Genomic DNA, 15,163 nt, shown 5'->3' on the forward strand with positions numbered 1-15,163 from the left:
CGTGCCCCAGAGAAATCAGCTGACCGGCTCAGCCGTACAACTCATTGCCCCCGAGCCTGGCTTCTGGAAAATCACCCCGTTGCCGTCTTGCCAGAAGCGGTAGTTTCCCTGGGAATCCTTGCCGGTGTATTGGGTTCCCGACTCACTCGGCACCTGGCTCAGGGTGATCGAGGTGCTCGCCCATTTCAGGTACACGACACCTGGCTGCGTGTTAAAGAAGGTGGCGGCAATCAGTGCGTTAAACCCAGTACAACGAAAAACCAATGGGCCTTCGGTGAGCCGGTCTGGATCCTTGGTTCTCACAATGGCCGAGCCTTGGCGTAGCTGGTGCGCGCGCTCGGCATAACTTCGGATCGTGCACGCCTTGGGCTCAGACGTGGACGCACACTGATTACGGGAGTCGATCCAGAACTGCTGGTCGATCACGATTTTGTCTGGCCGCGGTACTGAACGTTCATCGGTGAGCGCCAGGCGATAAAGACGCGTCAATTCGATATCCATCTGTGCCAGTTGCGAATCGCGGCAGATCAGCTTTTCGACGGATGCCCTTGCCGTGGCGCAGTCGAAGCTGGTCTTGAACGACGCAGCATTTGCGCAGGTGCTCGTCGCCGCGCAAACGCTGGCAGCGAGCAGACAGGTGAAAAGGGTCGTGACCGTTTTCATGTTGGCTTCACCCAGATCATTACGTGATCCCCGGATTGCCATGGAACCTATCGATCTGTTGAACATTGATTCGTTCGCATTGGGTGTATCGCAGTGTAAGTCAGTGCTCAAAACTTGCCACACCGCCGGGCGCAGAAACGCATGCCTTGTAGCAGCTGTCGAAGCCTGCGTCCGGCTCTGTAGCAGCTGTCGAGCTTGCGAGGCTGCGTCCGGCTGCGCAGCAGTCGTGAAATCAGGCAATGCGGTGTATCAGGAAAACCGCGCGCTCAGGGTTTACGACTGCTGCGCAGCCGGACGCAGCCTCGCAAGCTCGACAGCTGCTACAGATCACGTATGGGATTACCGAGGATCCGCAGGGCATGTTAAAAAATGTTATTAATAAAAAATACTTCACATAATCTGATCATTGGTAGATGATCTTCCTCGGCCGGTATGACAACCTGAGAACAAGACAAAAACAGGATTGCCTTGATGTTCGATGAGATCCCGACTCATGTGCTGAATGACAGTGCCCTTCAGCGGGTTTATCCGCTCGGCGCTGATCCTGTCTACCGCAGCCCTCTCTACAACGCGGCCAATGTCTGCGCCTTGCAGGCGCGCAAGCAGTCGCTGCTTTCCTCTGGAGTACCCCATGAATAACAAGAATGTCGGTGTTGTCGGTCTGGGCGCGATGGGCCTGGGCATTGCTCGCTCGTTGTTGCGCAGCGGTTTCAATGTGCATGCCTGTGATGTGCGGGCTGCGGTGACTGAACAGTTTGCCGGGGAGGGCGGTGTGGCTTGCGCTTCGCCGTCGCACATGGCCGCTGAGTGCGACGTGATAGTGACCGTGGTGGTCAACGCCGAGCAGACCGAAACCGTACTGTTTGGTGAGGGTGGTGCCGTGGCCGCACTGCGGCCGGGCAGTCTGGTGATCGGCTGCGCCACCGTAGCCCCGACTTACGCGGTGGATCTGGGCCAGCGCCTGGCCGCGTTGGGCCTGCTTTATCTGGATGCACCGATTTCCGGTGGCGCCGCCAAGGCGGCCGCTGGCGAGATGACCATGATGACCTCGGGGCCGGGCGATGCCTATACCAAGGCTGAGTCAATCCTGGCGGGCATGGCCGGCAAGGTTTATCGCCTGGGTGACGTCCATGGCCTGGGGTCGAAGGTCAAAATCATCAACCAGCTGCTCGCCGGGGTGCATATTGCAGCGTCTGCCGAAGCCATGGCGCTGGGCCTGCGTGAAGGGGTCGATGCCGATGCACTCTATGAGGTGATCACCCATAGCGCCGGTAACTCCTGGATGTTCGAAAACCGCGTACCGCACATTCTCAAGGCTGACTACACGCCGTTGTCCGCGGTGGATATTTTCGTCAAGGACCTGGGCCTGGTGCTGGATACCGCCCGGGCCAGCAAATTCCCGTTGCCGCTGTCGGCCACCGCTCACCAGATGTTCATGCAGGCGTCCAGTGCCGGCTTCGGTCGTGAAGACGACTCGGCGGTGATCAAGATTTTCCCGGGCATCGAATTGCCGACTGCCAAGCCCCAGTCCGTTTGAGGAACACCCCATGACTACCTCCACCGCACGCCCGCTGCTGGGCTGCATCGCCGACGATTTCACCGGTGCCACGGACCTTGCCAATATGCTGGTGCGCGGCGGAATGCGTACCGTGCAAAGCATCGGAATCCCGAGCGCAGACGTCGCCGCTGGGCTTGACGCCGATGCGATCGTCATTGCCCTGAAGTCGCGCACCATTCCTGTCGCCGACGCGGTCGAACAGTCCCTCGCCGCACTGGCCTGGCTGCGCGAGCAAGGCTGCGAGCAGATCTTCTTCAAATACTGCTCGACGTTCGACTCCACCGCGGCCGGCAATATCGGCCAGGTCAGCGAAGCGCTGCTGGCGGCGCTGGGTAGCGACTTCACCCTGGCCTGTCCGGCGTTTCCGGAGAATGGCCGGACGATCTTTCGCGGCCACTTGTTTGTGCAGGATCATCTGCTCAGCGAGTCGGGCATGCAGCATCACCCGCTGACGCCGATGACCGATGCCAACCTGGTTCGAGTGTTGCAATCGCAGACCCGTCTGAATGTCGGCCTGTTGCGCTACGACACCATTGCCCGCGGCGCTGAGTCGGTGCGTGCGCGAATCGCAGAGCTGAGGGTTGAAGGTGTCGGCATGGCCATCGCTGATGCCTTGTCGGACAGCGATCTGTACACCCTCGGCACCGCCTGTGCCGATCTGCCGTTGTTGACGGGTGCTTCGGGGCTGGCCCTGGGATTGCCGGAAAATTTCCGTCGCGCTGGCAAGCTGCGCGACCTCGATGCCTCGAAGCTTCCGGCGGTGTTCGGCGGGGAAGTGGTGTTGGCCGGCAGCGCTTCGATCGCCACCAATGGACAAGTGGCGGCCTGGCTCGAAGCCGGTCGGCCGGCCTTGCGGATTGATCCGTTGGCCTTGGCTGCGGGTGAACCGGTGGTGGCGCAAGCCTTGACCTTCGCCCGTGATAACGAACAAACCGTATTGATCTACGCCACCAGCTCACCGGATGAGGTCAAGGCGGTGCAACAGCAACTGGGTGTCGAGCAGGCTGGAAGCCTGGTGGAAAATGCCTTTGGCGAAATTGCCCAAGGTCTGCGTCAGAGTGGCGTACGCCGTTTCGTGATTGCCGGCGGAGAAACGTCGGGCGCGGTGGTTCAGGCGTTGGGCGTACAGCTGCTGCAGATCGGCGCGCAGATCGATCCGGGTGTGCCGGCGACTGTCAGCAGTACTGACGAACCGTTGGCGCTGGCACTTAAATCGGGCAACTTCGGTGGTCGCGACTTCTTCGGCAAAGCGTTGAGCCAACTCGCCGGAGGTGTGCAGTGAGTAACGAAAACGCCCTGCGCGAAGAGATCTGTGAAGTTGGCCGCAGCCTTTACCAGCGCGGTTACACCGTCGGCAGCGCCGGCAATATCAGCGCGCGCCTGGACGACGGCTGGTTGATCACACCGACCGATGTCTGCCTCGGACGCCTCGATCCCGCGACCATCGCCAAGGTCAATCTGGCCGGCGAATGGGTGTCCGGTGACAAGCCTTCCAAGACCCTGGCGCTGCACCGCCAGGTCTACGACCGCAACCCGAGTGTCGGCGGCGTGGTGCATACCCATTCCACTCATCTGGTGGCGTTGACGCTGGCCGGTGTCTGGCAGGCAGACGACATTCTGCCGCCGCTGACGCCGTATCAGGTCATGAAAGTCGGGCATATCCCGTTGATTGGCTACCAGCGCCCCGGTTCGCCGAAGGTTGCCGAGCAAGTCGCGCAGCTGGCCAATAGTGTTCGCGGCGTGATGCTCGAACGGCTTGGCCCGGTGGTCTGGGAAAGTTCGGTATCCAGGGCCAGTTACGCCCTGGAGGAGCTTGAGGAAACTGCGCGGCTCTGGCTGATGAGCCATCCCAAACCGGAGCCTCTGGACCAGGCGGCTTTGGACGAGTTGCGAGAGACCTTCGGCGCGACCTGGTAAAGCGCTGGCTTAACACAACAAATCGATACAGCAGGCCCTGTACATGAGACGCGTAGCGACTCTAGACGGACCCGGCTTGCCTGAAAAAACAATAACAACAGGAAATCCAAGCATGACTCACCTTCACAGCGGCATTTTCAGATTCAGTGGCAGAACCGTTTCGTTTACCCGGCGTGGAGGGGTTCTGAAATGAGCCCGTTAGTCCTGATGATTACCGCAGGGGTGGGCATCGCGCTGTTGTTGTTCCTGGTGCTCAAGTACAAGTTCCAGCCCTTCGTGGCCTTGATGCTGGTGAGTATTCTGGTGGCGCTGGTGGCCGGGGTGAAACCGGCCGATCTGGTGGCGACCATCGAAGGCGGCATGGGCAAGACCCTGGGCCATATCGCGATCATCATTGCCCTGGGCGCGATGATCGGGCGAATCATCGAACTCTCCGGTGGCGCCGAGGCGCTGGCCAAGACTCTGATCACTCGTTTCGGCAATCGGCGTACACCGCTGGCGCTGACGATTGCCGGATTCATGGTCGGGGTACCGGTGTTCTTCGAGGTCGGCGTGATCATCTTGATGCCGCTGGCCTATGGCATTGCGCGCAGTGCGCGTAAGCCGCTGTTGGTCTTCGCATTGCCGATGTGCGCGGCCTTGTTGACCGTACACGCCTTCCTGCCGCCACACCCGGGCGCAGTGGCCGCTGCCAGTCAGTTGGGCGCGGACCTGGGCCGCGTGCTGATGTTCGGTCTGCCGATCACCGCGTTCCTTTGCTATGTCGGCTACCGCGTGGCCGGGCGCATGACCCGTCGGGTGTACCCGATGACCGACGATATTCGTGCCGAGGTGTATGGCCCGCATGTCACCAACGAGGATCTGGCCGCCTGGTCCAATGGCAACGACAAGAGCGCTGGGCGAGCGGCTGTGGCCGTGTCGCACATGGGTCTGGAAGAGTCCACCAGCAGCATCGTGTCCAAGTTGCCGCCGGCGCCACCACCGGGTTTCGGTATGATCGTCAGCCTGATCGCGCTACCGATCATCCTGATCCTGCTGGGGACGCTGTCCACCTCGTTGCTGCCTGCCGAATCGACCCTGCGCGGCATCATGACTGTGCTCGGCGCACCGCTGGTGGCGCTGCTGATCGACACGTTGCTGTGTGCCTGGTTGCTGGGTTCGCGTCGGGGCTGGAGCCGTACGCAGGTGTCTGATGTGATCGGCTCGGCCTTGCCCGGTGTGGCCATGGTGATCCTGATTGCCGGTGCCGGCGGGGTGTTTGGCAAGGTGCTGGTGGATACCGGAATCGGCGCCGTCGTCTCCGATATGCTGCGCACTACCGGTCTGCCGGTGCTGGCGCTGGGCTTTTTGCTGACCATGCTGTTGCGCGCGGTGCAGGGCTCGACGACGGTGGCGCTGGTGACCACTGCCGGCATCATCAGCCCGCTGATTGCGACCCTCGATCTCACTGCCAATCACATGGCGCTGCTGTGCCTGGCCATGGGCGGTGGCGGGTTGGCCATGTCCCATATCAATGACGCCGGTTACTGGATCTTCACCAAGTTGTCCGGACTGAACGTGGCCGACGGCTTGCGCACCTGGACGGTGTTGACCACCTTGCTGGGCACCTTGGGTTTCTGTATTACCCTGCTGATCTGGCCCTTTGTCTGATTCTTTATCTCAGGAGCTACCATGCCTCGTTTTGCTGCCAACCTCAGCATGCTCTACCCGGAACATGCGTTTCTGGATCGCTTCGCCGCCGCGGCCGCCGATGGTTTCGAAGCGGTGGAGTATCTGTTCCCCTACGACTACAGCGCTGAAGAACTCAAGCAACGCTTGAGCGACAACGGCCTGGTGCAGGCACTGTTCAACGCGCCGCCCGGTGACTGGGCGGCGGGCGAGCGGGGCACGGTGTCGTTGCCGGGCCGGGAGAGTGAATTTCGTAGCGGTTTCGATCGCGCCCTGGAGTACGCCGGCGTGCTGGGCAACTCACGCATCCATGTCATGGCCGGCCTGCTGCCTTCCGAGAGTGATCGGGCACGGCATCACGCCATTTATCTGGAAAACCTGGCCTATGCCACCGCCCAGGCGGCCAAGGTCGGTATCACGGTGCTGCTGGAACCGATCAATACACGAGACATGCCGGGCTTTTTCCTCAACCGGCAGGACCAGGCCCACGCCATCTGCAAGGAAGTAGGCGCCAGTAACCTGAAGGTTCAGTTCGACTGTTATCACTGCCAAATCGTTGAAGGCGACCTGGCCACCAAACTGCGTCGGGACTTCGATGGAATCGGCCATATCCAGATCGCTGGCGTGCCGGACCGGCATGAACCGGACCTGGGAGAAGTCAACTATCCCTATCTGTTCGAGTTGATCGACCAGTTGGGTTATGACGGCTGGGTAGGTTGCGAATATCGGCCGCGTGGCAATACGTCTGCCGGCTTGCAGTGGTTGCGGGAGTGGAAGGCGCGCTAAGCGCAACAGAGAAGGGGCAACGGGCTCTGCTGGAGTCAAGAGCCCGTTGTTTCAGACCGGGGTATTGTCAGACGGCAGCAACAGTTCGACTCCCTGTTTGCGAATGCCATCGGCCGCGGCCGGGGTCAATGCATCGTCGCTGAGGATAATGTCGAACTGCTCTAGCCCGGCAATCCTGTACATGCTGAAGGTGCCGTATTTCGAACTGCTGGCCACCAGTACCACTTGCGAGGCTGATTGCATCGCGGCTTGTTTCACCTCCACCTTCAGCGCCGAAGGCGTGGTAAGGCCGCGACGCAAATCCCATGAGCTGGTCGATATGAACGCGATGTCGGTGACGACCTGGCGCAAGGTGGCCACCGCCAGGCCGCCCACACACGATTGATTGGAGTGATCCAGCTGCCCGCCGGTATGAATCACCGTGACATGGGGGGCTTCGATCAGCGCCTGGACAACGCCGAAGTCATTGGTCACCACGGTCATGCCGGGCAGCGCTTTGATATAGGGGACGATTTCCAGCGTGCTGGTTCCCGCATCCAGGTAAATCGTCATATCGGCATGCAGTAGCCGGGCGGCGAGCTTGGCCATGGCCTGCTTCTGTGGCAACTCGACCACCGCCTTGAGCTGATGGCTGGGCTCACTATGGAGCTGGCTGGCGATCCGCACGCCACCCGTTACCGAGTAAGCTCGACCTTCCTGCTCCAGCAACGCGATGTCGCGGCGTATGGTCATGTGCGAACAGTCGAACATTTCCATCAACTGATGAACGCTCAGCACCTGATGCTTGCGTAACTGTCGCAGCATCAATTCACGGCGCTGTTCAGGAATCATCGGTGCGCCGCTTTCGGCGGCGATGTCCTTTTGATTAGGCATTCGGGCTCCAGATTAAGGAAAGCTGGCGGTAAAGCTAACGGTCAAACATAGTAGCGAATCTGTGGCGGGATCAGTAGCGCGGCGAGTGACACGGCCTGGGGACAATGACCGTCATTCTGGGTTGCTGGGTGCCTGGGACTTAAATTGACCCGCGTTTCGCGTGGAGAGGGCTTCCTGCTCTTTCGATATGTAGCCAGTGAAGGCACAATGCGCATCCTTTTTTGGCTGGCCTTGCCGGAGGCGCCTCGAAATGATCAAAACGCCGTACTACCTCATCGATAAACAAAAGCTGCTGGCGAACATGCAGAAGATCGCTTATGTGCGCGAACAGTCCGGGGCCAAGGCCCTGCTGGCACTCAAGTGCTTCGCCACCTGGTCGGTGTTCGACCTGATGCAGCAATACATGGACGGCACCACGTCGTCGTCGCTTTACGAGCTCAAGCTCGGTCGACAGAAGTTCGCGGGCGAGACTCACGCCTACAGCGTGGCCTGGGCTGATGACGAGATCGAGGAGATGCTCGAAAACTGCGACAAGATCATCTTCAACTCCATCGGTCAGTTGCAGCGCTACACCGAGGCTTCGGCCGGCAAGGTGCGCGGCCTGCGGGTCAATCCGCAGGTGAGCAGCTCGGATTACCTGCTGGCCGACCCCGCGCGGCCGTTCAGCCGTCTGGGCGAATGGGACCCGGTGAAGATCGAGCAGGTCATCGAGCAGATCTCTGGCTTCATGTTCCACAACAACTGCGAGAACGGTGATTTCGGCCTGTTCGACCAGATGCTGTGCACCATTGAAGAACGCTTCGGCGACTTGCTGCACAAGGTCGAGTGGGTCAGCCTCGGTGGCGGTATCCATTTCACTGGTGAAGGCTACGCGCTGGACGAGTTCTGCGCGCGCCTCAAGACCTTTTCGCAAAAATACGGCGTGCAGGTCTACCTGGAGCCGGGCGAAGCCGCCATCACGCAGAGCGCGTCGCTGGAAGTCACCGTGCTCGACACCCTTTACAACGGCAAGCACCTGGCAGTCGTGGACAGCTCTATCGAAGCGCACATGCTCGATCTGCTGATCTATCGCCTGAATGCCAAACTGGCGCCCAGCGAGGGCGAGCACACGTACATGGTGTGCGGCAAATCCTGCCTGGCCGGAGACATTTTCGGTGAGTATCAATTTGATCGTCCCCTGGCTATTGGGGATCGGCTGTCGTTCATCGACGCAGCGGGTTACACCATGGTCAAGAAGAACTGGTTCAACGGCCTGAAAATGCCGTCCATCGTGGTGAAACAACTCGACGGTACCGTCGAGGTGGTTCGTGAGTTTGGTTACAACGACTACATGTCCAGCCTTTCGTAAGCTGGCAGAGAAGGAGAGAGAGAAAAATTGAAGAAGAACGTGCTTATCATTGGTGCAGGAGGTGTCGCCAAGGTGGTGGCCCACAAGTGCGCGCAGCACAACGATGAACTCGGTCGTATTGCTATCGCGTCGCGCAACATCTCCAAGTGCCAGGCCATCATCGACAGCGTCAAGGCCAAGGGCAGCCTCAAAGTGCCCGCCGATATCCAGGCCTTCTCGCTGAACGCCCTGGATGTCGAAGCGACCAAGGCGCTGATCCGCGAAACCGGATCGCAGATCGTCATCAACGTCGGTTCCGCCTTCCTCAACATGTCGGTGCTGCGCGCCTGCATCGATACCGGCGTGGCCTATCTGGACACCGCCATTCACGAAGAACCGGGCAAAATCTGCGAGACTCCGCCCTGGTATGGCAACTACGAGTGGAACCACCTCGAAGAGTGCAAAGAGAAGAACATTACCGCCATTCTCGGCGTGGGCTTTGACCCGGGTGTGGTCAACGCCTATGCAGCGCTGGCGCAACAACAGTATTTCGACCGCATTGATTCGATCGACATTCTCGACGTCAACGCCGGTTCCCATGGCAAGTATTTCGCCACCAATTTCGACCCGGAAATCAACTTCCGCGAATTCACCGGACAAGTGTGGAGCTGGCAGAACAGTCAGTGGACCAGCAACACCATGTTCGAAGTCAAACGCACCGATGACCTGCCGGTCGTAGGCGCGCAGAACCTTTACCTGACCGGCCACGATGAAGTGCACTCGCTGTCGAAGAACCTCGGCGTGCCCAACGTGCGTTTCTGGATGAGCTTCGGCGAGCACTACATCAATGTGTTCACCGTACTCAAGAACCTCGGCCTGCTCTCCGAGCAACCGGTCAAGACCGCCGAAGGCCTGGAAGTCGTGCCGCTGAAAGTGGTCAAGGCCGTGCTCCCTGATCCGAGCTCGCTGGCGCCTGGCTACACCGGCAAGACCTGCATCGGCGACCTGGTCAAGGGCACCAAGGATGGTCAGCCGCGCGAAGTGTTTATCTACAACGTGGCCGATCATGAGGACGCTTACGCGGAAACTGACAGCCAGGGCATTTCCTATACCGCAGGCGTACCGCCCGTGGCCGCAGCCCTGCTGGTCGCCCGTGGCGAGTGGGACGTGCAGCGCATGGCCAACGTCGAGGAGCTTCCGGCTGAGCCATTCCTCAAGGCGCTGGATGTGATGGGCCTGCCGACCCGCATCAAGGACGAGAATGGAGATCGTCCCTGGAGCTGAAACGCTTGAGGCTCGCAACATACAGGTGAGCGAGTTTCGCGCTCCATACGCAAAAACGCCGCTCTTTGAGCGGCGTTTTTGTTTGTGCGTAATGTGTTGGGCTTGTTGAGGACGAGATCAAGAACTGTGCCTCCAACATCCCCGCCCGTCACCCACATTGAACCCCAGCCCGTCGAACCGGCACTAACCCCTGGTTGCGTGGTCAGTAATTGGCGCCTGTAGCGACAAGGACCGTCTCTGATTGCGGCGCATCCAGCTACGTTTAGTGTTTTCTCCATGCCTTAGGGCAAAACGTTCGCGATGGATTGCGTCTTGAACCGACTTTTCCTTTTGCGAGCGACACTCTATGGGTTTGCTTCTCGATCCGCGTCATGACATTGATGCCGCTTTATTAAGCTATCGCCGGGTGTTCTGGTCGCTGGCGCTGTTCAGTGGGGTGATCAACCTGCTGGTGCTGGTGCCGTCGCTCTACATGATGCAGGTGTACGACCGGGTCCTCACCAGCCGCAACGAAACCACCTTGTTCATGCTCACGTTGATCGCACTGGGACTGTTCATGTTCAGCGCCCTGATCGAGTGGGTACGCGGCGAGGTGATGATTCGCATGAGCGCGGGGCTGGACGATGCCTTGGGCGAGCGGATTTTCGACGCTGCCTTCGCCCGCAGCCTGCGCGAGCACAACGCCAACCCGGCGCAGGTGCTCACCGATCTGGCGACGCTGCGGCAGTTGATCACCGGCCAGGGCCTGATCGCCTTGCTCGATGCGCCGTGGTTGCCAATCTTCCTGCTGGTGGCGTTCATCTTTCATCCCTGGTTCGGCGTGCTGACGCTGGTTCTGGCCCTGGTACTGATCGGCCTGGCGCTGTGGGGCGAGTTGGCGACTCGCACGCGCTTGGGCGAAGCCAATCGCCTGGGCGTGCAGTCGTCGATCTATGTAAACAGCACGTTGCACAACGCCGAAGTCATCCAGGCCCTGGGCATGCTCGGGCCTTTACGCCAGCGTTGGAGCCTGCTGCAGCAACGCATCATTGCCGCCCAGGCCCATGCCAGCGACCGTGGCGCGCGTATCACTTCGATGACCCGTTTCGTGCGCATCTCCGGACAGTCTCTGGCCCTGGGCCTGGGGGCGTTGCTGGTGCTTGAAGGCCAATTGTCGGCAGGCATGATGATTGCGATGTCGCTGCTGCTGGGGCGTGCCCTGGCGCCCGTGGAAATCGCCATTGGCTCGTGGAAGCAATTCAACTCCGGCCGCCAGAGCTACCAGCGCCTGAGCCAACTGCTGGCCGAGCATCCGCGCCAGCGCCTGCGCATGCCTTTGCCACCGCCCACCGGCGCAGTGCGTTTGGAGCAGTTGTATGTCGGCCCACCCGGCGCCTCGCAACCGATCCTGCGCGGCATCCATTTCAGCCTGGCCAAAGGTGATGTGCTCGCCGTCGTCGGCCCCAGCGCCAGTGGCAAATCAACGCTGGCCAGGGCGATGGTCGGGGTATGGCCGGCGTTGGGCGGTTCGGTGCGCCTGGACGACGCCGAGATCAGTCAATGGTCCCACGACGCTCTGGGTCCGCACCTTGGATACCTGCCCCAGGACATCGAGCTGTTCGACGGCAGTGTGGCCGACAACATTGCCCGCTTCGGCGAGCAGGACGCCGACAAGATCATCGCCGCCGGGCGTCACGCCGGCATTCACGAGATGATTCTGAGGTTCCCCAAGGGTTACGACACACCTCTGGGCCCCGGCGGGCTTGGCTTGTCCGGTGGACAAAAGCAACGCCTCGGCCTGGCTCGCGCACTGTATGGGCGTCCGTCGCTGATTGTGCTCGATGAGCCCAATTCCAACCTCGATGAAGCCGGAGAGCTGGCGCTGGTGCAGGCCATCAGTGCGATCAAGGCTGCTGGCAGCACCGTGGTGCTGATTACCCACCGGCCTAATGTGCTGGCCGTGGTTGATTACATCCTGGTGCTCAAGGACGGCACTCAACAAGCATTCGGTTCACGAGACCAGGTGCTCAAGGCATTGATGCCGGGGCCAAGACCGGCCGCGGTCAAGGAGACTGGCGAAGATGCATGATCTGACCCCTGAGCAGAGGCTGAGCGTGCGCGGCGCCACAACATTGCCCTGCGCCAGTACCGACGCCGGAGGCGCGGCACGCTATGGTGTGGGTTTCCTGGTCCTGACGCTGGGCGGCTTCCTGCTCTGGGCCTGCCTGGCGCCGCTCGACCAGGGTGTCGTGGGCAGTGGCACCGTGGTGGTGGCGGGCGAACGCAAGGCTGTGCAGTCGTTGGTCGGTGGGGTGGTGGAAAAGCTGCTGGTCAGCGATGGCGACCGCGTCACCCAGGGGCAGTTGCTGGTGCAGCTCAATACGGTGCAGGCGCAGTCGCAACGGGACGTGACCCTGGGCAAGTTGCTCAACGATCGCAGCGTCGAAGCGCGGTTGATTGCCGAGCGCCTGGGTTCAGCCGAGATTCAATGGCCCGCTGATCTGCTGGAGCGCGCCGACGAGCCGCGGGTCAGGGCCGCCATGGCTTTGCAGACCCAGTTGTTTCTAACTCGCCGCGCAGAACTGGGCAGCCGCTTGCAGATCATCGAACACGAAGCCGCGGCATTGCAGCAGCAGTTGCTTGGCTACCAAGGCGTCAAACGCAACTACGACGCGCAGATGCGTTTTCAGCAACAAGAACTCGAAGGCCTGCGTGATTTGGCCCGTGAAGGCTACGTTCCGCGCAATAAACTCTTCGAGGCCGAGCGCAACGCAGCCCAACTGGCCGGGCAGATTGCCTCCGGGGTGGGCGATGTCGGCAGGACCCGTCAGGCGATCAACGAAAGCCGACTCAAGGCCTTGCAGACGCAGCAGGAATTTCGCCGCGACGCCGAAACCCAGCTCAGCGAAGTCTCCGCCGAGGCGGCAGGTTATGCCGATCAGATTCGTGCCTTGCAGTTTGAAGTCGACAACGGTGCGATCCGTGCGCCGGTGTCCGGGCAGATCATGGACGTGAGCCTTCATACGGTCGGGGGCGTTGCGCAGGCCGGCCAAACCCTGATGCAGGTGGTGCCGCTGGATGCGCCGATGGCGATCACCGCGCGTTTCGAGCCGCTGATGGCCAATAAGTTGCGCCCAGGTCTGCCGGTGCATGTGCATTTCACCGCGCTGCAACGGGTAGATACGCCGACGGTCACCGGCACGGTGACTACGGTCTCGGCGGATCAGTTGATCAATGAACAGACGCACCAGCCGTACTTTTCCGCCAAGGTCGAAATTCCCGCCGACACCGTCGCCTCGCTGCAGGCTGCCGGCCTGCTGGTGCGCCCCGGCATGCTCGCCGATGTCACGGTGGTGACGGGGGAACGCACCTTGATGAATTACCTGATGAAACCTTTGCGTGAGCGCTTGCTTGCGGCCTTCAAAGAGGAATGAGCATGATCGACCGTTGTCGCTACCGCTCCGGTTTACTGCTGGGTTTGTGTACCAGCTGGGCCGCGATCAATCCCGTGTGGGCTGCCGAAGAAGGCCTGAGCCTGACCGCTGCGTACGACGCCTCGCGCGTCAATGACCCGACCGTGCAATCGGCGGCCCATGCCTTTGATGCTTCGAAACAGGAAGAGGCGATTGGCCGTGGTGGCCTCTATCCGCAAGTATCGCTGACGTCGCGCTACGGTTACGGTGGGCGTACCGATGGCGGCGACGACCGCAACTACGTCAACAGTAACGATTACCAGGCGAACAACGTCACCCTGGCGGCGCAACAACCGCTCTATGACAAGGGGCGCTGGGCGGCGTATCAGGAGGGCAAGGCGCGGGGGCAGTTGGGTAACCAACTATTCGACGTTTCCGGCCAGACCCTGTACGACCGGGTCGCCAAAGGCTACTTCGACGTCGCCCGGGCCGAAAACGAGATCAAGTTGATCGCCCAACAAAAGACTGCCATCAATGGGTTGGTGACGCAGAGCAAAAAACTTTATCAAGGCGGCCAGGGCGCGATCACCGATATTGATGAGGCCCAGGCGCGGCTCGATCTCGTCGACGCCCAGCAGGCTGAAGCCCAGGCCCGGCGCGTGGCTGCGTTGCGGGCATTGTCCGGTCGCGCCAGCGTGCCCATCGATGACATCCAGCCGATGCGCGAAGAACTCGCCGCCGGTAGCCCGATCCCACCGGAGCAGGATTTGCCGTACTGGACGGCGATTGCCCGTGAAGCGAGCCCCGAGCTGGCAGCCCGGTTGGCCGCGGTGAAAGTCGCCGAGGCGCAGGCCGACAGTCAGCGCGCCGGGCATTATCCGACCTTGTCGCTGACCACCCAGCTAACCCGCCGGGAAACCCGCCAGTACCAGGAACTCGATCCTCGCCAGGACACTTATTACGTGGGGGTGCAGCTGGATATTCCGTTGTATCGCGGCGGGGCGGTACGCGCCTCGGTGGCGAAGGCCGAAGCGCAACTGGCCGGTGCCCAGTCCGACTACGATGTGCAGCGTCAACAGTTGGCCGAGGACATCGAAGCCGATTATCTGGGCGTGGTGGCCGGGTTCACCAAGAGCAAGGCGATGCAGCGGGCGGTGGAGTCCAATCAGCGGGCCCTGACTTCGACGGAAAAAGGCTTTCAGGGTGGAGTGCGTTCCACGGTGGATATTCTTGATGCACAGCAGCGGGTGTTCCAGGCCCGCCGAGACCTGCTCAACACCAAACTCGACATGCTGCAAAGCTATGTGAGCCTGCACACCCACACCGGCCAGATGAACCGCGGCGTCCTGAAGCAGGTGCAAAGCCTGTTCTGAAAAGCCTTGGGTTCTAACCAAAGCTCAAGATCGCAGCCTATCCCCTGTGGGAGCGAGCCTGCTCGCGATAGCGGTGGCACAGTCAGCCTCCATGTTGAATGTGCCGGCGCCTTCGCGAGCAGGCTCGCTCCCACATTTGATCTGTGGCTGTCCCCGATTTTTTGGGCACTGCAAATCCCTTGTGGGAGCGAGCCTGCTCGCGATAGCGGTGGGTCAGTCAGCCTCATGTTGAATGTGCCGGCGCCTTCGCGAGCAGGCTCGCTCCCACATTTGATCTGTGGCTGTCCTCGGTTTTTTGGGCACTGCAAATCCCTTGTCGGAG

General features: G+C 60.8%; 13 protein-coding genes. 11 read left to right on the forward strand and 2 right to left on the reverse strand.

From position 1 onward, the window contains the following. Positions 1–15 precede the first annotated feature (15 nt). Positions 16–663 (reverse strand): MliC family protein, encoded by a 648-nt coding sequence (locus EAH74_RS27940; protein WP_140682888.1) that lies wholly within the window; start codon positions 661–663, stop codon positions 16–18. Between the two features lie 471 nt (positions 664–1,134). Between EAH74_RS27940 and EAH74_RS33135 the strand changes: the two genes are divergently transcribed. From EAH74_RS33135 to otnI, 6 genes are all read left to right on the forward strand, one after another. Next, entirely contained in the window at positions 1,135–1,302 is a 168-nt protein-coding gene (locus EAH74_RS33135) for a hypothetical protein (protein ID WP_170206641.1), read from the forward strand. Further along, positions 1,295–2,200 (forward strand): L-threonate dehydrogenase, encoded by a 906-nt coding sequence (ltnD, locus tag EAH74_RS27950; protein WP_140682891.1) that lies wholly within the window; start codon positions 1,295–1,297, stop codon positions 2,198–2,200. The genes EAH74_RS33135 and ltnD overlap by 8 nt, the downstream gene beginning before the upstream one ends. 10 nt (positions 2,201–2,210) lie before the next feature. Beyond that, positions 2,211–3,503 (forward strand): 3-oxo-tetronate kinase, encoded by a 1,293-nt coding sequence (gene otnK, locus EAH74_RS27955; RefSeq protein ID WP_140682893.1) that lies wholly within the window; start codon positions 2,211–2,213, stop codon positions 3,501–3,503. Continuing rightward, positions 3,500–4,138: an aldolase gene (locus EAH74_RS27960; RefSeq protein WP_140682897.1), complete on the forward strand. Its 639-nt coding sequence runs from the start codon at positions 3,500–3,502 to the stop codon at positions 4,136–4,138. The genes otnK and EAH74_RS27960 overlap by 4 nt, the downstream gene beginning before the upstream one ends. A gap of 189 nt (positions 4,139–4,327) precedes the next feature. Next, a complete protein-coding gene (locus tag EAH74_RS27965; protein ID WP_140682900.1) occupies positions 4,328–5,788 on the forward strand; it encodes an SLC13 family permease in 1,461 nt (486 codons plus the stop codon). Between the two features lie 21 nt (positions 5,789–5,809). Continuing rightward, positions 5,810–6,592 (forward strand): 2-oxo-tetronate isomerase, encoded by a 783-nt coding sequence (otnI, locus tag EAH74_RS27970; RefSeq protein ID WP_140682903.1) that lies wholly within the window; start codon positions 5,810–5,812, stop codon positions 6,590–6,592. Between the two features lie 51 nt (positions 6,593–6,643). On the opposite strand, the gene EAH74_RS27975 is transcribed toward otnI, so the two are convergent. Next, positions 6,644–7,465: a DeoR/GlpR family DNA-binding transcription regulator gene (locus EAH74_RS27975; protein WP_140682906.1), complete on the reverse strand. Its 822-nt coding sequence runs from the start codon at positions 7,463–7,465 to the stop codon at positions 6,644–6,646. Between the two features lie 250 nt (positions 7,466–7,715). Here EAH74_RS27975 and EAH74_RS27980 point away from each other — a divergent pair, with 250 nt between their 5' ends. The 5 genes from EAH74_RS27980 to EAH74_RS28000 all read left to right on the forward strand — a co-directional run bounded on the left by EAH74_RS27980 (position 7,716) and on the right by EAH74_RS28000 (position 14,841). Continuing rightward, positions 7,716–8,813, forward strand: a complete 1,098-nt coding sequence (locus tag EAH74_RS27980; RefSeq protein WP_140682909.1) for a carboxynorspermidine decarboxylase — start codon at positions 7,716–7,718, stop codon at positions 8,811–8,813. A 27-nt stretch (positions 8,814–8,840) separates the two neighbouring features. Then, complete coding sequence (locus tag EAH74_RS27985; RefSeq protein ID WP_140682911.1) at positions 8,841–10,076, forward strand: saccharopine dehydrogenase family protein; 1,236 nt, start codon at positions 8,841–8,843, stop codon at positions 10,074–10,076. 346 nt (positions 10,077–10,422) lie between these two features. Further along, positions 10,423–12,144 carry a type I secretion system permease/ATPase gene (locus EAH74_RS27990; protein WP_140682914.1) on the forward strand — a complete coding sequence of 574 codons (1,722 nt, stop codon included), beginning with the start codon at positions 10,423–10,425 and terminating at the stop codon, positions 12,142–12,144. Then, entirely contained in the window at positions 12,137–13,489 is a 1,353-nt protein-coding gene (locus tag EAH74_RS27995) for an HlyD family type I secretion periplasmic adaptor subunit (RefSeq protein WP_140682917.1), read from the forward strand. Before EAH74_RS27990 ends, EAH74_RS27995 begins: the two co-directional genes overlap by 8 nt. Positions 13,490–13,491: 2 nt before the next feature. Next, entirely contained in the window at positions 13,492–14,841 is a 1,350-nt protein-coding gene (locus EAH74_RS28000; protein ID WP_140682920.1) for a TolC family outer membrane protein, read from the forward strand. Positions 14,842–15,163 lie beyond the last annotated feature (322 nt).

Source organism: Pseudomonas mandelii (assembly GCF_006438925.1).
Classification (GTDB): Bacteria; Pseudomonadota; Gammaproteobacteria; order Pseudomonadales; family Pseudomonadaceae; genus Aquipseudomonas; species Aquipseudomonas mandelii_C.